Consider the following 19,968-nt stretch of genomic DNA (forward strand, 5'->3'; position numbering starts at 1 on the left):
GAGAGTAGGGAACTGCCAGGCATCAAACAAGTGAAGAGCCCATCCTTACGGATGGGCTTTTTGCGTTTCTGTGGACCGGGCAGCGTGCCGGCATGTCTCCCCGGTGGCGCTGCGCTTACCGGGGCTACGGATTCGCACCCGCCCTGCACGACCTGTAGCCCGGACAAGGTGCGCAGCACCGCCTCCGGGGAAACATCCGGCCCGACCGCCGGGTTCGTTAACATCAGTAATACCTATCACATTAATAGGTTATCCTGCAATTGTCCTTATTAATTATATGGATTATCTTCCCTGCGTGATGAATCAACGCATCATCTCTCCCGAGGGAGAAAAATAGAAAGCAACTCGCTTATTTCTCATCCTGTTAACTGGTTATAAAGTCAATGAAAAAACCGCTAATTGGGATTCTGGCTTTCGCTTATGGACTAAGCTTACCTCTGTTTGCTGCTGATACCGCCACATTAACGCTCTCCGGGCGGGTGGTTTCAGAAACCTGCAGTACCGATATCGTCAATAAACAACCTCAGCAGCGTTGCGGAAAGAATACCTATCTTATTGCTTCGCAAAATAGCGTGACGAATGCTCGCGGCGTGATCACGCGGACGGTGAATTTACCGGATGATGCAAGTCGGAAAATAATTATTAGTAGTTACGATTAATATTATCTCTCTATTTCAGCGCCAGTTTATTGTGCCTCGGTAAAATAATGGCGCTGCCTCTTCCTCCCGCAAAATAACGCACTTACGATTCAGAAAAAATATTTCCGTGACTGAATACTTCGCTCCCGGATGTATTGTGGCAAACGGTATGCTTCTTCCCTGTTTTTGTCTTAATGAGCTACATCATTAACACTTTGTTAACTTGATCTGGTTTATATGGCGGAAAATTTGTTATACAAAGAGGGATGATTGCCTGTATGGATGCTGCCCGAAATACCTTGCGAGACATATGCAGGTTATCGGCTGGCAATATGAGAATAGAAATGAAAATCCTGCTTAACTGGTCGCCACTGCGCCAGCTCTTCACTTACATTCAGGAGCGCTTTACCTTTCTGGTGCTGCTCTGCTGGCCAGCGATTATCTGGCTGTTCTGCCGGGTCGGCGTATGGCTTATGGATAACGTTTATGAACTGCTGGGGAAATCACCCGCCCAGTCCTTCACCGTTTATCTGCAGCCGTTTATGACCCCCGGCACGCTGCTGCGTATCTCCATCAGCTGGATTGTCTTATTGTTTATCCTGTTTAGTATGGCGATGGCCTTCACCTGGGGTTTACGTCGCTTTATGAACCGCCACAAATAAATCCCTGGGCCGCCGTAAGTCGACGGCCCTTCTTAAGCCCTTACGCCATCTCGCCAATAGTCTTACGAAAACGCAGCAACGCGATAGTAAAGAACACCCCGCCGATAGCCAGCAAGGTTAAGAACTGCGGCCAGACGATGGCAAAGCTGGCGCCACGGTACAGTATCGCCTGCGCCAGACTGACGAAGTGGGTGGTCGGCATGGTCAACATAATATCCTGTACCAGCTGCGGCATACTTTCCCGCGGCGTGGATCCGCCGGAAAGCATCTGTAGCGGCAGCAGCACCAGAATCATCAGCAGCCCCAGCTGCGGCATCGAGCGGGCGAGGGTGCCCATAAAAATGCCGATTGAGGTCGTGGCGAACAGGCTGAGCGCCACCCCGAGCATAAACAGGGGAATCGACCCCTCAATGGGCACCTGCAAAATCCCCTGCACCATCAGTATCAGCGACAACCCGGAGACCACCAGCACCACCAGGCCCATCGACCAGATCTTGGCCATCATGATTTCAAACGGCGTTACTGGCATCACCAACAAGTGCTCTATGGTGCCATGTTCCCGCTCGCGGATCAGCGCCGAACCGGTGAGGACGATCGCCAGCATGGTGATGTTATTGATGATCGCCATCACCGCGCCAAAGCGCTCCTGCTCAAGGTTAGGGTTAAAACGCATCCTTACCGCCAGCTCTACCGGCAGTACGCTGTTATCCCGATAACGGGCGACAAAGCTGTTGACTTCGCCACTGATAATATTCTGGATATAGCCGTTACCGGTAAAGGCCTGGCTCATGCGCGTGGCGTCGACGTTGACCTGGATTTCCGGCTGCCGACCGGCCAGCACATCGCGCTGGAAGTTAGGCGGGATGTTGATGGCGAAAGTGTAGCGCCCGGCATCCAGCCCGGCGTCCATCTCATCAGCGGTGATCAGCTCCGGCTCGAGAAACCAGGGACGGTAGAAAGCGTTAATAATGCGTGAAGAGAGCTGGGATTTATCCATATCAGCAACCGCGATCGGCGCCAGGTGCAGCGAACCGGGCATCACCGTGGCCGAGGAGTACACCGACACGGTAAAAGCAAACACGATCAGCGCCAGCATCGCTTTATCGCCGAGCAGGCTGCGCAGCTCTTTGACGCCAAGATTATAAATATTGCGTAATCCGCGCATCATTCCTCCTGTTTCTTCAGCAGCAGCACGCTCAGCCCGAGCACCAGCGGCACCGCAATCAATAGCGGAATGAACGAGCCCCACAAATCGCTGAGATTCAGCGCTTTGGAGAAGGTGCCGCGAGCGATAGTCAGGAAGTGGCTGGTCGGATAAATTTGCCCGATCCAGCGCCCGGGCCCTTCCAGCGACGCCACCGGATCGATCATCCCGGAGAACTGGGTTGCCGGGATCAGCGTAATGATCGCGGTGCCGAAGATGGCGGCGATTTGGCTCTTCATAAAGGTTGAGATCAGCAGCCCCAGACCGGTGGCGATGGTGACATACAGCAGCGCCGCCAGGGTCAGCGTCAGGAAGCTGCCCTTATGCGCGACGCCAAAGACAAAGACCGACAGCGCGCACAGCAGGAAGAAGTTAAACATCCCCAGTACGATGTAAGGCAGCTGCTTGCCGAGCAGGAATTCACTGCGGGTGGTTGGCGTCACGTACAAGTTGATAATCGATCCGAGCTCTTTCTCACGGACTACGCTCAGGGCGCTGAGCATCGCCGGGATCATCATCAGCAGCAGCGGGATCACCGCCGGGACGATGGCCGGCAGGCTCTTCACGTCCGGATTATAGCGATAGCGGGTCTCGATGGAGATGAGCGAGGTATCGCGCTGTGGGCTGCTCTGGCGGCCGGCCATCTCCTGCAGCCAGGCGAGATGCATCGCCTGCACGTAACCGCGCACGGTTTCCGCGCGGTTGGGCATCGCGCCGTCCACCCAGACGCCGATTTGCACCGGTGTGCCGCGGGCGATATCGCGACCAAAGTTCGGCGGGATCTCTATTGCCACCGCCAGTTCGCCGTCACGCATCCGGCGGTCCAGTTCGTCATAGCTGTGCAGTGGCGCCTGCTCGATAAAGTAGCGTGAACCGGCTATGTTCTGCGACCAGCCCTGGCTGCTGAGGGTTTGGTCGCGGTCGAGGACGGCAAAGCGCAGATCCTCAACGTCCATGCTGATCCCATAACCCATGATAAACATCAGGATCACCGTCCCCAGCAGCGCCAGCGTCGATCGCACCGGATCGCGGCGCAGCTCCAGCGCCTCGCGGCGGCTGTAGCTAAACAGGCGGCGCAGGCTGAATGACTGGCGTGGGGACGCGTTCTGCTGGTGTGATACGACAGCAGGCGGTGCGGGCGTGGTAGAGACAGAAACGGTCGGTTGTGCGGCATCCGCCGCTTCCTGCAGCCAGGCGATAAACGCCTCTTCGAGGCTGGCTGAGCCACGTTGCTCAACCAGCGCCTGCGGCGTATCGCTGGCCAGCACCTTGCCGGCGTGCATCAGGGAGATGCGATCGCAGCGTTCCGCCTCATTCATAAAGTGGGTGGAGATGAAGATGGTGACGCGATCCTGCCGCGCCAGGTCGACCATCAGCTGCCAGAACATATCGCGCGCCACCGGGTCAACGCCAGAGGTGGGTTCATCGAGGATCAGCATCTCCGGGCGATGGATTACCGCCACCGCTAACGACAGGCGCTGACGGATCCCCAGCGGCAGATCGGCGGGAAGCGCATCTTCAACCTCGGTCAGCATAAAGCGCTCGCTCATCTCAGCGACCCGGTTGGCTATTTCGTCGTCCGGGATATGAAACAGGCGGGCGTGCAGCTCGAGATTTTGCCGTACGCTCAGTTCGCTATAGAGCGAAAAGGCCTGTGACATATAGCCCACCCGCTGGCGGGTGGCGATATCCTTCGGGTCGACCGGCTGGCCGAACAGCCAGGCTTCACCTTCGCTGGCGGGCAGCAGGCCGGTGAGCATCTTCATGGTGGTGGATTTGCCGCAGCCGTTAGATCCAAGGAAGCCAAAGATTTCGCCGCGGGCGATGCGAAAGTTAACGTGGTCGACGGCAACAAAGTTGCCGAAGCGCATGGTCAGGCCGCGCGCTTCGATAGCGATCTCTTCCTCACGGTCGTCGCGCGGCGGGATAATTACCGCCTTATGCGCCTGACGTTGCGCTTCCGGCAGCAGGGCGATAAACGCCTGCTCCAGGGTCTGGCTGCCGGTCTGGGCTTTGAGCTCCGCGGCGCTGCCGGTCGCCAGCACCTCGCCGGCATTCATCGCCACCAGCCAGTCAAAGCGCTCGGCCTCTTCCATGTAGGCGGTAGCGACCAGCACGCTCATATCCGGTTGGCGCTGGCGAATACTGTCGATAAGCTCCCAGAACTGCGCCCGGGAAAGCGGGTCGACGCCGGTGGTCGGTTCATCGAGGATCAGTAATTGAGGGTCATGGATCAGCGCGCAGCACAGGCCGAGCTTTTGCTTCATCCCACCGGAGAGTTTTCCGGCGGGGCGATCGCGAAACGGCGCCAGCCCGGTGCTCTGCAGCAGCTCGTTGATACGCAGTTCGCGCTCGGCTTTATCGTGGCCGAACAGGCGCGCGAAGAAGTCGACGTTTTCATACACCGAGAGGGTGTGATAGAGGTTTTTCCCCAGCCCCTGTGGCATCCACGCGATTTTCGGGCACACGTCGCGGCGGTGATGCACATCACGCATATCGCCGCCAAGCACCATCACGTTACCCTGTTCAATGGCCCGTGCCCCGGCGATCAGCGAGAGCAGACTCGATTTGCCGACGCCGTCCGGGCCAATCAGACCAACCATACGCCGTGCCGGGATCGCCAGGCTGATATCCCGCAGCGCGATGGTGGCGCCATACTGCTGGCCAACGTTTTCCAGCAGGGCGACGGGGGGCGAGGTATCCTGCGGCGTCAGTTTCATTGCGGCAACCTCACCGTTAGCGCCTCAGGCCAGGGTTGTTGTTTATCCACCCGCACGTAAGCCATGCCGGGCAGGCCGGTTTTGACATATTCCAGATGCTGCGCCAGCAGCTCCGGCGGGATGCGCGCTTTGACGCGGAACATCAGCTTAAGGCGCTCGTCGCTGGTTTCTACCGTTTTCGGCGTGAACTGGGCGACGCTGGCGACAAAGCTGATGTTGGCCGGGATCACCAGATCCGGCGCGGCATCAAGGATCAAGCGCGCTTCGCTGCCGAGCGCCAGCAGGCCAGCCTGTTCGGTTGGCAGAAAGAAGGTCATATAGACATCGGCGAGATCGACCATATTCAGCACCCGGCCACCGGCGGCCAGGACTTCGCCTGGCTCAGCGACGCGATACTGAATGCGGCCATCACGGGGTGCTTTCAGCTCGCTATCGTCAATATCGGCAAGGATCCGCCGTTCGGTCGCCTGGGCGGCTTCGACGCGGGTTTGCGCCTGAATAATGCTGGTGCGGGCAGCTTCGATGGCGGCGCGGGCGGCAGAGACCTGGGCTTTCGCCGATTCCAGCGCCGCGCGGGCGCTCTCTGCTGCCGCGCGGTCGTCATCCAGCTGCTGGGCGGAGACGGCGCCGCGCTGCGACAGGGCATTCGAGCGGACATGGCGTTTCGCCGAGGAATCCAGCTCCGCCTGGCGCTGCTTCACCACTGCTTCGCTGGCGCGCATTTCACTCTGCCGCTGATCGAGCAAGGCTCTGGCGGCGAGCACCGCGCTTTCCGCCTCCTTGATTTGTGCGGCGGCTTCAAGACGCTGCTCGTTCAGTACGCGAGTATCCATCCTCGCGAGGACTTCTCCCTGACGCACAAACTGGCCCTCTTTGACCAAAATCGTGTCGATACGCCCGGCGATTTTACTGGCAATATCGACTTCGGTGGCTTCGATTCGGCCGTTGCTACTGGCAAAACCGTCCGGGAGACCTGGCGGGCGCAGCAGCCACCATGCGGCGGCGGCGAGCACCACCAGTAAGCCGACAAGATACCCTGCCCAACGTTTCTTTATTTTGTCCATACGCGACTCGCTTGATTCCCTTTGCTGAGTGGTGCGCGTGTTTCCTCCGCCGAGCGGAGCGTCCTCCTTGCGAGGGACGAAAAGGTGGGGGTAAAGGCCGCTGACGCCGCGCTCTGCCGCGTCGATGCGCAGCCGATCGCTGTGCTACTTATGTGGTCATCATCAGCGATCCAGGCCTTAATGAAACACGCATAGTGAGAGCTACCGTCATCGCGATAGTAACATTCGTGGCGATGTTGTCCATACGAAGTGCATGGTCTTGTCGGTGCGTTAACAGAAATACCCACCGTCAGGATAAAACCGCGAAAACAGGGCGCCTGTTTTGTTATCTGGTTGCCCCCCGGTAACTACGATATGATTCCGCTCCTGGCATTGAGAAACATCCGACGAGTGCTTTAATTTCATGAATGAAGAAAGCCAAAAATATATCGCCCTGATTTTTAAGGAATGGCTACCGCTGTATGACAGCCTGACGCCGGACGTCCGTGCATTACTTAAAAAAATGGCCGATGAGCGATCGTCGATGTTAGCGACCCGCTTTTACGATTTTATTTTTCAGGATCCGGATATCGCCAGGCACCTCTCTTATGAGCTGGTTGAGGAACGTCTGAGCCGCTCTCTGGCGGGATGGGTACAGCAGATCCTGACCTGTGAAAAAGAGGATCTTCAGACTCTTGCGGAGCGCCAGTATCAGATCGGCAGCATTCATTCGCGGATAGGCATCCCGGCAGAGGCGGTGCTGCGCGGCGCGCGGCAGATAAAATCCGGGCTGGTGGAGGCGATTCGTGACAGCCAGGTCGCGCGGGACACAGGGATAGCGGCTATCCATTACGCGATCATGGCGATGAATATGGCGGTGGAGATGATGTGTCACGCCTATACGCTGTCGCATTATCGGGCTACCAAAAATGAAGAAGCTTTTCGTCTGTACAGCCTGATGGATAACGTCCCGATGGAGTATGGAAAGCAGCAGGCATCGCTTTCGGGTTGGGAAAATAGTGCGATTTTTAATATCGTCAGCGAGAACAGGACGGACCTTAACGCAACGTTATTATCTGAATCCGAATTTGGTTTGTGGTTTCGCCATAAATGCGTTCGCTATTTTAACCACAATCCGCAGATGGGGGAGATTACTGAGTTGATCGGTCAGGTGGATGCGCTGATTACCGAATGGCGTACCGCGGAACAGGATGCTGGTTATAAAAATACTCAGAGCCTGCTGCAAAAGATCCATATCCATTGCCAGCACATCAGCAGCCAGCTGGGAGTGTTATTCAGTAGTCTGTCGCAGATGCAAAATGGCAAAGACGCGCTAACCAGCCTGCTTAACCGTCGCTATCTGCCGGTGGTGCTCAAGCATGAAGTCACCCTGGCGATTGAGTATGACCTGCCGCTGACGGTAGCGATTATCGATATTGATTTCTTTAAAGAGATCAATGACAAATGGGGCCATATGGTCGGCGACCGCGCCATTAAGCACGTAGCCGATCTGCTCAGCGATAATATTCGCTCCAGCGACTATCTCTTCCGCTACGGCGGCGAGGAGTTTCTGCTGGTGCTGGTGGAGACCCGCGCGGCAGAGGCTTTCCCTCTCCTTGAACGTCTGCGCAAAAAGATTGGCCAGCTGGCGTTTAACGTTGGCGGCGACACGCAGATCCCCATCACCGCCAGCATTGGCTTTGCCGCCCACACCGGTCACCCCGATTACAACCTGCTGCTGCGCGACGCCGATAACGCGCTGTATGCCGCCAAGCGCGAGGGGCGCAACTGCGTGAAGATGCACAAAGGCGGGGGATAAAACCGTAGCCCCGGTAAGCGTAGCGCGACCGGGGAAGGGCTCTGAAACTCAGAACAGCACCGGCAGCCCCAGCCCGCGCTTCACCTCATGCAGCGTCTGCTGCGTCAGCTGGTGGGCACGTTCGCTGCCCTGGCGCAGCAGCTCAAGCAGCATCCCTTTATCCTGAATATAGGTAGCCCGGCGTTCGCGGATCGGCGCCAGTAGTTCCTGCAAGCAGGTTTCCAGTTCATTCTTACACTGGCGATCGCCCAGCCCGCCGCGCTGATAGTGGGCTTTCATCTCTGCCACCAGCGCCTTATCGCTATGGAAAGCGTCGAGATAGGTGAACACCACGTTGCCGTCGACATGTCCCGGATCGCTGACTCTCAGGTGCGTCGGGTCGGTATACATCGCGCTGACCGCGCGGTGGATCTCCTCTTCACTGGCCGATAACGTCAGCGTATTGCCCAGCGATTTCGACATTTTAGCATTACCGTCGACGCCCGGCAGGCGGCTCACTTCGCTGAGTAGCGCCTTGCAGTGGCGCAGCACCGGCTCGCCGGTGAGGCTATTCATCTTGTGGACGATCTCGTTGGTCTGCTCAATCATCGGTAGCTGATCGTCACCCACCGGCACCAGCTCGGCCTTGAAGGCGGTGATATCGGCCGCCTGGCTAATCGGATAGGCAAGAAAGCCCACTGGCAGCGAACGGGCGAATCCCTTTTGGGCAATCTCATTTTTGACCGTCGGATTACGTTCCACGCGGGCGACGGTGACGATATTCATATACAGCGCGCTGAGCTCCGCCAGCGCGGGCAGAGCGGACTGCAGGCAAATAGTGGTGAGCCTGGGGTCGATGCCGACGGCCAGATAATCGGCCATCACTTCGAGGATATGGTGGCTGATTTTTTGCGGGTTGCTGCCGTTATCGGTGAGCCCTTGCAGGTCGGCGATCAGGATAAACTGCTGGTGGTCGTGCTGCAGCGCGACGCGCTGGCGCAGCGAGCCGACGTAGTGGCCAAGGTGCAGTTGGCCGGTCGGGCGGTCGCCGGTGAGGATGGTTTGTGGATGGTTCATCAGGGACTCCTTATCAGACTGTTCAGCCGAAAGACGTCCTGAAAACACCAAAGCCTCCTTCCGGCGGCTTTGAAAATGGAAACGTGTATCGTGCCGCCTGTTATGCAGGCAGCCACCAACGACGGGGATAGGTAACGATAACGTTTCTGTTCATCTTTTTATCCTGCCACGAAATCACGGCGGGGTAAACCCGCCTCGTATTACATGGTCGAGAAGACGTTCATGATCACGCCGCCGGAGATAATCAGCGCCATGGCGATAATGGCCGCCAGGTCCGGTTTCTGCTTATAGAGGATCATGGAGCAAATCGTCACGCCGACGATACCGAAGCCGCACCACAGCGAGTAGGCTACGCCCACCGGAATGGTGCTCATCGCGCGGGTGAGGGCGAAGTAACACAGGCCGTAGGCGCAGACCACCAGCACCGAAGGCGCCAGTTTGCTGAAGCCGTTGGTTTTTTTGATCATCGAGGTGCCGGTGATTTCGGAGCCGATAGACAGCGCCAGCCATAAAAATCCGAGATTAAACATAGGGTATTCCTTTCCTGTTAGTTAGCGATGTTCTTATCCATGGAGGCGACTGGCGCGGCGGGCGCGTCCTCTTCGCTCGCTTCGGAACCCATTTTCGAGAACAGGTTCATGATAACGATGCCGCTGGCGATCACCGCCATGCCGATGATGGCGGCGGTATCCGGATGCTGGCCGTAGAATGCCATTCCCAGCGTCGAGACCACCAGGATACCGGTGCCGGACCAGGTGGCGTATGCCAGGCCGACCGGGATATCTTTCACCGCCCTTGAGAGCGAGTAATAACAGGTGCAGTAGAGCGCAATCAGCAATACGAGCAGCAGCATTTTTGTGCTGCCTTCGCTGTTACCGAACATTTTTAACGTCGAGGTTGCCGAGGTTTCGGAGAGGATAACCAGCAGCATCCATAACCAGCATTTTGTTTTCGAAGACATCGTTAAGCTCCAGGTTCATAGTTGGGTAAGGTCATATCTTTCTGTTTTTTAAATAATCAATGGCTGCATCGGTCAGTTGCGCGTGCGGGGCCGCCGCCAGCGCCGGATTATTCACTATGTCTGTGACGGTGAGATAACGGCGCGGTTCGCTGCTGGCGGCAGGCGCGGTGGGCGCGTCCAGCGTCGCCAGCAGCTCATTCATGGTGCCGAGGAAGACGCCGCAGGCTTCCAGGCGAGTCAGCGTGGCCTGCAGATGCCCGGTATAGGCGCTGTCGGCCTGCGCCCCGCGCAACTGGTTGAGTTCGCTGAGCGGATCGCAGTGGTAGCGCAGCGCCAGCACGGGAATACCCGCCAGCAGCGCCTCGTGCGCGCAGCGGGCGAGCGGGCTGCGCAGCGTGCCGTTCAGCAGGTCTGAAGCCAGCGGGTAATCGAGAAACGGTAGCAGTACCGCCCGCCACGGCGCTGACGGCAGGGCATCCTGCCAGGCCGATGACGGGATAATCTCGCCCACCTCCCGCCACGCGGCGGCGTCGGCGAGGCCCTCCTCCAGCGCGAGGCGCAGCGGGTAGCCGCAGCTTGCCAGGCGCTGGCGGATTGCCGTGCGGTAGCCGTCAGCGGCGGTCACCATCACCAGTACCGGCGGGCGCAGGCGCTGTAAAATTCGCGCGACTAAACCTTCAATCTGTTCGTCGGTCATGGCGAGCCTCCGTTAGCCGATGAGCGTCACCTGCGCGCCGTTTTTCAACCCGGCGGCATTGGCTTCTTCGGTATCGATGTGAAACTCCAGCGCGAAGTCATCGCGCACCCGCACCACCACTTCATCGAAAGTCAGCTGACGCTTGCCGTTGCTGCGCACGCTGACCTTCTGGCCATTGCTAACGTTGAGCTGGCGCGCGTCCTGCGGCGACATATGAATATGCCGCCAGGCGCAGATCACCTGCGAATGGAGTTCAACGTGGCCTGCGGGCCCAATCAGCAGCGCGCTACCGGCATTATCCAGCTGGCCGGACTCACGAACCGGCGCCTTAATCCCGAGCGTGAAACAGTCGGCGCGCGATACTTCCAGCTGCGATACCGGGCGGGTCGGCCCGAGGACGCGGACGTTGGTCAGCGAGCCTTTCGGCCCGACAACGGTCACGCACTCCTGGGCGGCGAACTGCCCCGGCTGGCGCAGCGGTTTGAACGGCGTCAGGCTGTAGCCTTTGCCGAATAGCGCCTCGACGTCCTGTTGCGCGAGATGGACGTGGCGGTTGGAGATCCCCACCGGGATCGCCGGCGCCGTTGCGCTCAGGCGGGCGGCGATTTTTTCGCGAACCAGGGTGTCGATCATGACTTCTTCCCTTTCTTCAGCGCCGGATGTTTATCTTCCGTTTCGTTCGGGGCGGCAGGGGGGACGATGGGTTCCGGGGCGGCGATAACCACCGGTTCGGCCGCTTTTTTCGCAGGCGGCGGGTTGCCTTTGAGGTTGCTTAACGCTTCAACCACACAGCGCTCCGGGCGGGCAATCACCAGCGACTTCACGGTGTGCTCGGCGCCGGCCACCGCCACGCCGCGTTCAATGGCGGTGTGGATGGCGCTGATCTCCCCTTCAAAGCAGACGCTCACCAGCCCGGAGCCTGGTTTGCGATAGCCAATGCAGGTCACTCCCGCAGCTTTACAGGCGGCGTCGACGGCCTGAATGGCGGCGACCCATCCTCGCGTTTCAATTACGCCTAAACTTTTCATGGTCGGCTCCTGTTAATGGCGGACTAAGCGAATATCAAAATCAAATTGCCGGAAGAAGGTTTCCAGCCGGTCCAGTTCGTCCGGTGAATAAGACGGGTCCTGGGTAATCGGGTAGGGCATATCCAGGCGTTCGTACTTTTTGCGTCCCAACTGGTGGTACGGCAGCATGTCGATGCGGCGGATATTCCCGCGCTTCGCCAGCTTCTGTACGTAATCAATGGCGCCGGTAATGGCGTCGAATGAGTCGTTGTAGCCGCGTATGAGCGGCATACGCACAATGACGTTGGCGCCGGAATCCACCAGCCATTCGAGATTGCGGCGGATCCCTTCGTTGCCGATGCCGAGCATCGCCCTGTGGTGATCGCTGTTAATCTGCTTTATGTCGAATAAGAAGGTGTCGGTGACCGGCGCCAGCTTCTGGTAGTTGGCAAGCGGGGTGGTGCCCTGGGTTTCGACGGCGGTGTTAATCATCATCTTTTTGCATTCGCTGAATAAGGCGACGGCAAAATCGGTCTGCAGGCTCATCTCGCCGCCGCCGATGGTGACGCCGCCGCCGGAGGAGATGTAGAAGTCGTAGTCCTGCATGATGATCTCCATCAGCTCGCTGACGGTGACGTCCTTGCCCATAATGTCCAGCGCGTTCTGGGTGCAAATCTCTTCGCATTTGCGGCAGCCGATACAGTCTTTATTGCGGTCGACGAAGTGCTTCATTTCGCCGTTTTCTTCCGCCCGATAATGAATACCCGCCGGACAGACGCTGACGCAGTCGCCGCAGTTAATGCATTTGTCGTGCGAGAACATCACCTGGAACTGGCTGCTCAGCCCTTCCGGGTTGGCGCACCACGGGCAGCGAATGTTGCAGCCCTTAAAAAACACCAGCGTGCGAATGCCATCGCCGTCATAGATCGAATATTTCTGGATATTGAAAATTCGGCCCGTTAATTCTTGTTTTGCGATCACGCTTGCCTCCCGCTCCGTCCCGTTACGGGACGGAGAACTTCCGGTTATTTCTCAAATACGGCTCAAATAATTCCCAATAAGAGATCTAGAACTTCTCAATCACCGTACGGCTGATGATCTCGTCCTGGACCTCTTTGCACAGCTCGACGAAATAAGCGCTGTAGCCGGCGACGCGGACGATCAGGTCGCGGTATTTCTCCGGCTCCTGCTGCGCCTTCTTCAGCACTTCGTTATCGACATAGCTGAACTGCATCTGGCCATTGCCGAGAATCGAGGCGGTACGCAGCAAGGTAATCAGTCCATGGCGCCCCTCCGGGGTATCCAGCAGCCCTTTGAGGAACTTGAAGTTGTGCACCATACCGATGTTCATGGTCTCCACGTTCATCTTGCTGACCGACTTGATAATCGCCGTCGGGCCTTGTTTATCCGCGCCCTGAGTCGGGCTGATGCCGTCGGAGAGCGGCATCCACGCCAGGCGGCCGTTCGGCGTGGCGTTGGTCAGCTCGCCGATTGGCGTGTTGTTGGAGATAGACAGGGTGCCGTGGCTGAGGGTCGAGTAGAGCATTTTGTACTTACGGCACTCTTTCTCGGTCCATTCGGTAATATCCAGCGCGTACTGGTCGACGTAGTTATCGTCGTTACCGTATTTCGGCGCGTTCAGGCAGTCGCGGCGCAGCGCTTCGTAACCTTCAAAGTTGGCCAGCAGCGCATCGCGGATCTGCTCAAGGGTGTATTTCTTCTCTTCGAACACCAGCTTGCGGATCGCCGCCATCGAGTCGACGTAGGTCGCCAGGCCGGAGAAAATCAGCCCCGGACCGTGGTTGACCATCGCGCCGCCGGCGGCGACATCTTTGCCGCTCTCCATACAGCCTTCCACCAGCAGCGACATCAGCGGCTTCGGCGCCACATCGCGGTGGACACGCTGGCTGATGACGGTGCCGATGGCCGACAGGCGCACGATGTGGGCGATCTGCTGTTTCACCGCCGCGTCGAAATCTTCGAAGGTGCGCAGATCGCGCAGGTCGCCGGTATCCAGCCCCTGATAGCTATCGAACAGCACCATCCGCCCGCGGTTGAGCACGAATTCGATAGCGATAGGCCACTGGGTGTAGCCGGTGGAGGTCCACTGGTAGATGCGCCCGGATTTCTGCGGCTCAACGCAGCCCATCAGGCAGTAATCGCGGGCGTCTTCAAAATCGAAGCCTTTGCGCAGCATCATCTTGATGTGGGAGTCATCGAAGTGGCAGGCCGGGAAGCCCATTCCCGCTTTCACCACGTCGACGATTTTTTCCATGTATTTCTGCGGCGACTGGTTGTGGATACGGCAGGCCAGCGACGGCTGGTAAACCTTCACGAAGCGCACGGCGTCCATAATCAGATAGGTCAGATCGTTACAGGCATCGCCGCCGCTACGTTTCTGGCCGCCAACGGTGAGGTTGATAAACGGCTGATAACCCGCGAAATATTTCGCGCCCAGCTCGCTCGACATCCACATCAGTTCGGCACATTTGATGATGAACGCCTGCAGCAGCTCCAGCGCGGTGTCGTGGGTCAGGCGGCCTTCGCGGATATCGGCTTCGAACATCGGGTAGCAGTACTGGTCGACGCGCCCTAGCGACAGCCCGGTCTGGTTCTCTTCGATTTCAAACAGTGATTCGACGGTCCAGATACTCTGCAGCGCTTCCTGCAGGGTCTTCGGCGGATTGGCCGGCACGTTTTCGTTGACGTCGGCGATGGTCAGCAACTCGGCGCGGCGCTGGGCGTTTTGCTCTTTAGCCGCCAGTTCGCGGGCGTGGGCGGCGATGCGGCGGGCGTAGTTGACCACCCCTTCACAGGTTTCAATCGCCGCTTTGTAGTAGTAGATACGGTCGATATCTTCCGGGTTTTCCATGCTCAGGCTGGCCAGATGCGCTTCGGCATCGGCTTTAATGCCGTTCATCCCTTTGGTGAACAGCAGCACGTCGTAGCCCGGACAGGTATCGCCGCCGCCGTTAATCTGGTGATAGGAGAGGTCGCTGACGAAGGTCTCGCCGCTGAAGGCCCAGACGCCGGCTTCACGGTATTGCGCTTCGCAAATCTCATCCAGCGAACGGCCTTCCCAGAACGGGACGATCTCTTCGCGAATGGTTTTTTTATCTGCTTCGCTGATCTCAAACGGATCCTGCGGGCGGGTGCTCATGGTGTTGAGCTCGTCGCGCACCCAGCGCCAGGCGATATCCGGCGAGAAGGCGCCCGCGCGCGGCTTGCCGCACGGATGGCCGACGATCAGCTCATCATCCTGAATCAGAATCGGCGCGGTTTCGCAGGCGTGGCGGAAAGCTTTCGCCCGCAGCAGAATGGTCGGCATGCCCGGGTTGGCTTTGACCACTTCGGTAAAGGCCAGCGCGCGATAGATAGAGACGCTCGGACGTACCGTCAGGTAGTGGTTACGCAGGCGCTGCATACGCGGGGTTAAGCCTTCCATCGCCGGCGTGTCGGCGCAGGCGGCGAACGGCGCGTGGCTGACCGGCTGTACGCCGCTAAACAGACGTACCGGCAGATTCAGCGCGCTGAGGTTGCGCTGGGCGCTGATAAACATCGCCGAGAGTTCGTTCACTTCAGCATGGTCAAAAGCGGCGCCGCGCAGCATGGCGTCGAGCATCGGATAGCCGTCAATGGCGCAGGCGGCGCGGACTTCGCTTAGTTCCGCCAGCTTGAACCACAGGCACTCCACGATTTCATAGGCCTGCTGGGTATTCAGCGCGCCGCTGTTGATATCGCGTTGGAAGTAAGGCAGTAGCGCGATATCCGCCCCTTGCGGGTTAACCGCATAGCTGCCGTTGTCCAGCTGTAGCGCCAGCTGGAACAGATAGAATGCCTGGCAGGCTTCTTTGAAATTACGCGCCGGATGGGCCGGAACGTGGTGCAGAATGGCCGCGCTGTCGAGCAGCTCGGCTTTGCGATAAGCATTGGTTTCCGCGGCCGCCAGCTGTTCGGCGCTGTTGGCCAGATTTTGCGCCAGCGCCAGCAGGGCGTCGCAGGCGTAGATGGCGGCGCGGCAGCCATTGACTTCATCCATACCGCTGCGGCTGACCGCGCTACCGAGGGCGCGAGTTTTCTCTTCTAACTGGTGTTTAATCGCCAGCACGCCTTTTTCGACCACCAGTTTGTAGTCCGGTGAATCCAGATCGCTGTTGAGGTTGAGGAACTGGAACGCGGATGGGCGATGCGCGGCGCTTTCATCATGGAAAATCGCCCCGTGCGGTTTACGGGTCTGGTTACCGACGATCAGCTCGTCGGCGCTGATGGTCAGCGGCAGCTGGCGCATCAGTTCATAGAAGCGGCGCGCCGGTTTAACGGCGGCGGGAACGCCCGCGATGTCGCCATCAAGAGCGTTCAGCGTGGTGGCATGTTCGGTGCACAGCGTGCTTTTCTGGGCGAGTAAACGGTCTGCCAGCACTTTGACGCGCGGCGTTAAGTTGTAGTGTGCCATGAAGTATTCTCCAGATGTTCTTTTTCCGCGGCTGATGACAACCCGGTTGTGGATACAGTGTCCGTTTCTGCCGGGTGGCGGCTGACGCCTTACCCGGCCTGCAAATAACCCAGCGATCACCCGGTTATCTGTTACCCGTAGGCCCGCGCAAGCGGAGCGCCGCCGGGCGATGTCTGTTGTCCATGCCACGCCTGGCGATAAAGTTCGGTTAACGCGTTAGCGTCTGGCGCGCGTGGGTTGGTCGGAGTACAGCTGTCGCGCAGCGCCTGGCCGACCATCTCCGGCAGGCGGCGGTCGAATTCAGGCGCGTCAATGCCGGTGTCGCTAATGCCGGAGGGCATGTTCATCTCTTCTTTTAAAGCCTGAATGGCGACCAGCAGGCTGGCGACGCCCTGGCGTGGCGAGGCGGCAGGTAGATCCAGCAGATGCGCCAGACGGGCATATTTATGCGCCGCGAGGGTGTCGCACTGGCCGTCGACATCGGCGTTCCAGGCGACGACGTGCGCCATCAGCAGGGCGTTGGCGCGGCCATGGGGCACGCGGAAGACGCCGCCGAGGGCGTGTGCCAGGCTGTGGGTTATCCCCAGCGACGCGTTGGTGAAGGCCATGCCCGCCATGCAGGAGGCGTTGTGCATCTTTTCGCGCGCCAGCAGGTTGTCGCCGCTGCGCCAGCAGGTCGGCAGATAGCGAAATACCTGCTGCACCACTTTCTCCGCCAGCGCGTCGGAAAAGTCGCTGGCGGCGCGGGAGACGTAGGCCTCAAGGGCGTGACACAGCACGTCCATGCCGGTGTCGGCGGTAATTGCCGGCGGTACCGAAGTCACCAGCGCCGGGTCAAGAATGGCGATATCCGGCAGCAGCGACGCATCCACCAGCACCAGCTTCTCCGCGTTGGCTTTCACCACCGAAAAGGCGGTGACTTCCGAACCGGTACCGCTGGTGGTGGGGATGGCGACAAAGCATGGACGCGGCCGGTTAGCCTGCGGACGGGTTTGCGCCAGGGAGAAAATAACCGCTTTGGCGGCATCGATTACCGAACCGCCGCCGAGCGCGATAACCAGATCCGGATAGTGGTTATCCATCAGCTTCATGCCGCGCACCACGGTGGCGATATCCGGATCGGCCACCACGTCGTCCCACACCTGCCAGGCGATCCCGCGCTGGCGCAGCAGGGCGGTGACGCGCTCGGCGAGGCCAAACTTCACCATCGCTTGATCGGTTACCAGCAGCACGCTGCGGGCGGAGAGTTCGTTCAGCACCGAGAGGGCGTCCTGACCGAAGCAAATCCGCGGTTTCAGTAAAAATTCACTCATTGGGCTATTCACTCCTGTTAGGCGTCCCGAAACACGTTCTCGACAATGGCGACCACCGACATCGCTTTGTAGCGCTCTTTATTGAGCGCGAAGTACTCTTCCGCCAGCACGATGTCGTGCATGCCGGCGCCGACGTTATCGACGGCGACCCAGGTCTGGTCCTTCATCGGCTGCTGATTGTCATCCAGTCGGGTGACCAACAGCAGGTTGCTGCCGCGTAGCTCATCGCATTTCTGCGTGGCGACGACATGGCCGGTTACCTTTGCGAGAATCATCGTTTATCGCCTTATATCAGTGCGTTACTTAGCAAGGCGCTCCAGCACCTGGCGGATAACGCGTTCCACGTTTTGCTCGTTGATTTCGCCTTCCATGCTGGCGGCGCCTGCGCTGGCGAAACGGTCATCGCTGCCTGCGGATCGCGCTGGCGCGGCGTTGGCCGGGGCGTTGAAACGCAGGTCATCAAGAATGCTGCGCTGCGGATCGCTCGTCGGAGAGACGATGGTCGGCTGTGGTTCAGGGCGGCTGCCCGGGGCGCGAAGCTCGTCGATCGACCGCACGCCGTAGCCGACTTTGCGGATATTGAGCAGGTTCATCGGGCCGACGTTGTCGGAGCTGGAACCGCCGCCGACCGCGCCGCAGCCGAGGGTCAGCGCCGGGGAGATGTTGGTAGTCGCGCCGATACCGCCGAGCGCCGCCGGAGTATTAATCAGAATGCGATTGACCGGTTTTTCGAGGCTGAACTGGCGGATGACGTCCTGATTACGGGTGTGGATCACCAGCGTATGGCCGAGTCCTTCGTTGGTCAGCAGCTCCACCACGCGGTGGCAGGCGGCTTTCCAGTCTTCTGCCACGTACAGGCCGAGCACCGGGCACAGTTTTTCGCGCGAGTAGGGGTTTTTCGGCGATACGGTGGTCTGTTCGGCGATCAGTACTTTAGTGCTGGCCGGGACACAGAAGCCCGCCATCTGGCTGAGGTACAGCGCGGTTTTGCCGACCACTTTCGGGTTGATGGTGCCGTTCGGGCGCAGCAGCAGCGCCGCCATTTTCGCCGCTTCATCTTCATTCATAAAGTAGGCACCCTGCGCTTCCAGCTCGCGGTGAACCTCGTCGTAAATGCAGCCTTCGACGATGATCGACTGCTCGGAGGCGCAGATCACCCCATTATCGAAGGTTTTGCTGGTGATGATATCTTTCACCGCGTGGTGGATATCGGCGCTGCGTTCGATAAACGCCGGGCCGTTGCCCGGGCCGCCGCTGATGGTTGGGGTGCCGGACGCATAGGCCGCACGCACCATGCCTTCGCCGCCGGTGGCGAGGATCAGCGACACGTCTTTGCTGTGCATCAGCTCAGAGGTGGCTTCGAGCGTCAGCTGGGTGATGCCGTCGACGCAGCCCTCCGGCGCACCGGCCGCTTCCGCCGCGCGTTTGACGATTTCAATCGCCTTCCAGCTGCACTGACGCGCGCCCGGATGCGGGGAGAAGATAATGGCGTTGCCGGCCTTGAGGGCGATCAGCGCTTTGTAGATAACCGTGGAGGTTGGGTTCGTTGAGGGGACCAGCGCGCAAATCACGCCCAGCGGCACGCCCACGTCCATCACTTTTTTTACCGGGTCGTCATGAATGATGCCAACGGTCTTCATATCTTTGATGGCGTCGTAGACGCGCAGCGAGGCGAAGCGGTTTTTCAGCACTTTGTCCTGCCAGTTGCCAAAACCAGTCTCTTCCGCGGCCATTTTCGCCAGCGCTTCGGCGTGGTGCGCTGCTTCCTGGGCCACGTTTTTCACGATGGCGTCGATTTGCTGCTGCGAAAAGGTGGCCAGCATCGCCTGCGCCTTTTTGGCGTTGCGCACCAGTTCCCGCGCGTTCTGCCGGGACTGCAAATCGTTATCCAGTTCAATCATGAGTCTATCCTTCATCAGACGAAAAGAGTGGAGACGGGGCGCGCCCTGTCAGGTCATGCTTTGTGCTGCGCCGCGATTTTTTCGATGTCGTTATGTGGACGCGCAATGACGCGAGAGCTGACGACTTCGCCGATGCGTTTCGCCGCTTCCACGCCGGAGTCGACCGCTGCGTTGACCGCGCCGACGTCGCCTTTCACCATCGCGGTGACCAGGCCGGAGCCGACGTTTTCATAGCCAATCAATTCGACGTTGGCGGCTTTACACATCGCATCCGCGGCTTCAATACAGGCCACCAGACCTTTGGTTTCGATAAGACCAAGCGCTTCTTTCATCAGGTTTCTCCGTTAGTCCGCAATCTTGTAATGCGAGACGATTTTGTTGATGTCGTTATGCGGACGGGCGATAACCAGCGAGGTCACCACTTCGCCGATGCGTTGTGCGGATTCCACGCCGGAATCGACTGCCGCTTTTACCGCGCCGACGTCGCCTTTCAC

19 protein-coding genes are annotated in these 19,968 nt (G+C 58.9%); 3 read left to right on the forward strand and 16 right to left on the reverse strand.

The annotated features are described in order from the left end of the window. Positions 1 to 383 precede the first annotated feature (383 nt). Together HMPREF3096_RS29490 and HMPREF3096_RS16525 are read left to right on the forward strand one after the other, a co-directional pair. Positions 384 to 659: a DUF2574 family protein gene (locus HMPREF3096_RS29490; protein ID WP_012542998.1), complete on the forward strand. Its 276-nt coding sequence runs from the start codon at positions 384 to 386 to the stop codon at positions 657 to 659. 323 nt (positions 660 to 982) lie between these two features. After that, positions 983 to 1,300 carry a hypothetical protein gene (locus tag HMPREF3096_RS16525; protein WP_012969041.1) on the forward strand — a complete coding sequence of 106 codons (318 nt, stop codon included), beginning with the start codon at positions 983 to 985 and terminating at the stop codon, positions 1,298 to 1,300. A 40-nt stretch (positions 1,301 to 1,340) separates the two neighbouring features. On the opposite strand, the gene HMPREF3096_RS16530 is transcribed toward HMPREF3096_RS16525, so the two are convergent. From HMPREF3096_RS16530 to HMPREF3096_RS16540, 3 genes are read right to left on the reverse strand one after another with little or no spacing between them, the layout of a single operon-like run. After that, a complete protein-coding gene (locus HMPREF3096_RS16530) occupies positions 1,341 to 2,465 on the reverse strand; it encodes an ABC transporter permease (RefSeq protein ID WP_012542996.1) in 1,125 nt (374 codons plus the stop codon). Further along, positions 2,465 to 5,224, reverse strand: a complete 2,760-nt coding sequence (rbbA, locus tag HMPREF3096_RS16535) for a ribosome-associated ATPase/putative transporter RbbA (protein WP_032731569.1) — start codon at positions 5,222 to 5,224, stop codon at positions 2,465 to 2,467. Before rbbA ends, HMPREF3096_RS16530 begins: the two co-directional genes overlap by 1 nt. Beyond that, a complete protein-coding gene (locus HMPREF3096_RS16540) occupies positions 5,221 to 6,288 on the reverse strand; it encodes an HlyD family secretion protein (RefSeq protein WP_008807610.1) in 1,068 nt (355 codons plus the stop codon). The genes rbbA and HMPREF3096_RS16540 overlap by 4 nt, the downstream gene beginning before the upstream one ends. A 403-nt stretch (positions 6,289 to 6,691) precedes the next feature. Here HMPREF3096_RS16540 and HMPREF3096_RS16545 point away from each other — a divergent pair, with 403 nt between their 5' ends. Then, positions 6,692 to 8,086 carry a diguanylate cyclase gene (locus HMPREF3096_RS16545; protein WP_032731570.1) on the forward strand — a complete coding sequence of 465 codons (1,395 nt, stop codon included), beginning with the start codon at positions 6,692 to 6,694 and terminating at the stop codon, positions 8,084 to 8,086. Positions 8,087 to 8,134: 48 nt separating this feature from the next. Here HMPREF3096_RS16545 and trpS read toward each other — a convergent pair whose 3' ends face one another. The 13 genes from trpS to HMPREF3096_RS31485 form a co-directional block, all read right to left on the reverse strand. Next, complete coding sequence (gene trpS / locus HMPREF3096_RS16550; RefSeq protein ID WP_012969037.1) at positions 8,135 to 9,142, reverse strand: tryptophan--tRNA ligase; 1,008 nt, start codon at positions 9,140 to 9,142, stop codon at positions 8,135 to 8,137. Positions 9,143 to 9,342: 200 nt separating this feature from the next. Beyond that, complete coding sequence (locus HMPREF3096_RS16555; protein WP_004204123.1) at positions 9,343 to 9,672, reverse strand: DMT family transporter; 330 nt, start codon at positions 9,670 to 9,672, stop codon at positions 9,343 to 9,345. A gap of 17 nt (positions 9,673 to 9,689) precedes the next feature. Then, complete coding sequence (locus HMPREF3096_RS16560) at positions 9,690 to 10,103, reverse strand: DMT family transporter (protein ID WP_032731571.1); 414 nt, start codon at positions 10,101 to 10,103, stop codon at positions 9,690 to 9,692. Positions 10,104 to 10,134: 31 nt separating this feature from the next. Beyond that, entirely contained in the window at positions 10,135 to 10,800 is a 666-nt protein-coding gene (locus tag HMPREF3096_RS16565; protein WP_032731572.1) for a hypothetical protein, read from the reverse strand. Positions 10,801 to 10,812: 12 nt separating this feature from the next. Continuing rightward, positions 10,813 to 11,433, reverse strand: a complete 621-nt coding sequence (locus HMPREF3096_RS16570) for a phosphate propanoyltransferase (RefSeq protein WP_023296997.1) — start codon at positions 11,431 to 11,433, stop codon at positions 10,813 to 10,815. Then, positions 11,430 to 11,828: a BMC domain-containing protein gene (locus tag HMPREF3096_RS16575; protein WP_012542988.1), complete on the reverse strand. Its 399-nt coding sequence runs from the start codon at positions 11,826 to 11,828 to the stop codon at positions 11,430 to 11,432. The genes HMPREF3096_RS16570 and HMPREF3096_RS16575 overlap by 4 nt, the downstream gene beginning before the upstream one ends. 12 nt (positions 11,829 to 11,840) lie before the next feature. Continuing rightward, complete coding sequence (gene cutD, locus HMPREF3096_RS16580; RefSeq protein WP_032731573.1) at positions 11,841 to 12,788, reverse strand: choline TMA-lyase-activating enzyme; 948 nt, start codon at positions 12,786 to 12,788, stop codon at positions 11,841 to 11,843. Between the two features lie 85 nt (positions 12,789 to 12,873). After that, a complete protein-coding gene (gene cutC / locus HMPREF3096_RS16585) occupies positions 12,874 to 16,260 on the reverse strand; it encodes a choline trimethylamine-lyase (protein ID WP_032731574.1) in 3,387 nt (1,128 codons plus the stop codon). Positions 16,261 to 16,391: 131 nt separating this feature from the next. Further along, positions 16,392 to 17,573, reverse strand: a complete 1,182-nt coding sequence (locus HMPREF3096_RS16590) for a 1-propanol dehydrogenase PduQ (RefSeq protein WP_032731575.1) — start codon at positions 17,571 to 17,573, stop codon at positions 16,392 to 16,394. Between the two features lie 17 nt (positions 17,574 to 17,590). Next, positions 17,591 to 17,848 carry a EutN/CcmL family microcompartment protein gene (locus HMPREF3096_RS16595; protein WP_004146127.1) on the reverse strand — a complete coding sequence of 86 codons (258 nt, stop codon included), beginning with the start codon at positions 17,846 to 17,848 and terminating at the stop codon, positions 17,591 to 17,593. Positions 17,849 to 17,872: 24 nt separating this feature from the next. Beyond that, entirely contained in the window at positions 17,873 to 19,474 is a 1,602-nt protein-coding gene (locus tag HMPREF3096_RS16600; RefSeq protein ID WP_022065978.1) for an acetaldehyde dehydrogenase (acetylating), read from the reverse strand. Between the two features lie 53 nt (positions 19,475 to 19,527). Then, the gene (locus HMPREF3096_RS16605) at positions 19,528 to 19,806 is read right to left on the reverse strand and encodes a BMC domain-containing protein (protein WP_004146125.1); all 279 of its coding nucleotides are present in this window, start codon (positions 19,804 to 19,806) and stop codon (positions 19,528 to 19,530) included. A 12-nt stretch (positions 19,807 to 19,818) separates the two neighbouring features. Then, positions 19,819 to 19,968: BMC domain-containing protein (locus HMPREF3096_RS31485; RefSeq protein WP_228704804.1), on the reverse strand; the 150-nt coding region annotated here is incomplete at its 5' end.

It is taken from the genome of Klebsiella sp. HMSC25G12, from assembly GCF_001807705.1.
In the GTDB taxonomy this organism is placed as follows: domain Bacteria; phylum Pseudomonadota; class Gammaproteobacteria; order Enterobacterales; family Enterobacteriaceae; genus Klebsiella; species Klebsiella variicola.

Coding starts and splice junctions, on each gene's coding strand:
- HMPREF3096_RS29490 (WP_012542998.1), top strand. CDS start 384: ATGAAAAAACCGCTAATTGGGATTCTGGCTTTCGCTTATGGACTAAGC.
- HMPREF3096_RS16525 (WP_012969041.1), top strand. CDS start 983: ATGAAAATCCTGCTTAACTGGTCGCCACTGCGCCAGCTCTTCACTTAC.
- HMPREF3096_RS16530 (WP_012542996.1), bottom strand. CDS start 2,465: ATGCGCGGATTACGCAATATTTATAATCTTGGCGTCAAAGAGCTGCGC.
- rbbA (WP_032731569.1), bottom strand. CDS start 5,224: ATGAAACTGACGCCGCAGGATACCTCGCCCCCCGTCGCCCTGCTGGAA.
- HMPREF3096_RS16540 (WP_008807610.1), bottom strand. CDS start 6,288: ATGGACAAAATAAAGAAACGTTGGGCAGGGTATCTTGTCGGCTTACTG.
- HMPREF3096_RS16545 (WP_032731570.1), top strand. CDS start 6,692: ATGAATGAAGAAAGCCAAAAATATATCGCCCTGATTTTTAAGGAATGG.
- trpS (WP_012969037.1), bottom strand. CDS start 9,142: ATGAACCATCCACAAACCATCCTCACCGGCGACCGCCCGACCGGCCAA.
- HMPREF3096_RS16555 (WP_004204123.1), bottom strand. CDS start 9,672: ATGTTTAATCTCGGATTTTTATGGCTGGCGCTGTCTATCGGCTCCGAA.
- HMPREF3096_RS16560 (WP_032731571.1), bottom strand. CDS start 10,103: ATGTCTTCGAAAACAAAATGCTGGTTATGGATGCTGCTGGTTATCCTC.
- HMPREF3096_RS16565 (WP_032731572.1), bottom strand. CDS start 10,800: ATGACCGACGAACAGATTGAAGGTTTAGTCGCGCGAATTTTACAGCGC.
- HMPREF3096_RS16570 (WP_023296997.1), bottom strand. CDS start 11,433: ATGATCGACACCCTGGTTCGCGAAAAAATCGCCGCCCGCCTGAGCGCA.
- HMPREF3096_RS16575 (WP_012542988.1), bottom strand. CDS start 11,828: ATGAAAAGTTTAGGCGTAATTGAAACGCGAGGATGGGTCGCCGCCATT.
- cutC (WP_032731574.1), bottom strand. CDS start 16,260: ATGGCACACTACAACTTAACGCCGCGCGTCAAAGTGCTGGCAGACCGT.
- HMPREF3096_RS16590 (WP_032731575.1), bottom strand. CDS start 17,573: ATGAGTGAATTTTTACTGAAACCGCGGATTTGCTTCGGTCAGGACGCC.
- HMPREF3096_RS16595 (WP_004146127.1), bottom strand. CDS start 17,848: ATGATTCTCGCAAAGGTAACCGGCCATGTCGTCGCCACGCAGAAATGC.
- HMPREF3096_RS16600 (WP_022065978.1), bottom strand. CDS start 19,474: ATGATTGAACTGGATAACGATTTGCAGTCCCGGCAGAACGCGCGGGAA.
- HMPREF3096_RS16605 (WP_004146125.1), bottom strand. CDS start 19,806: ATGAAAGAAGCGCTTGGTCTTATCGAAACCAAAGGTCTGGTGGCCTGT.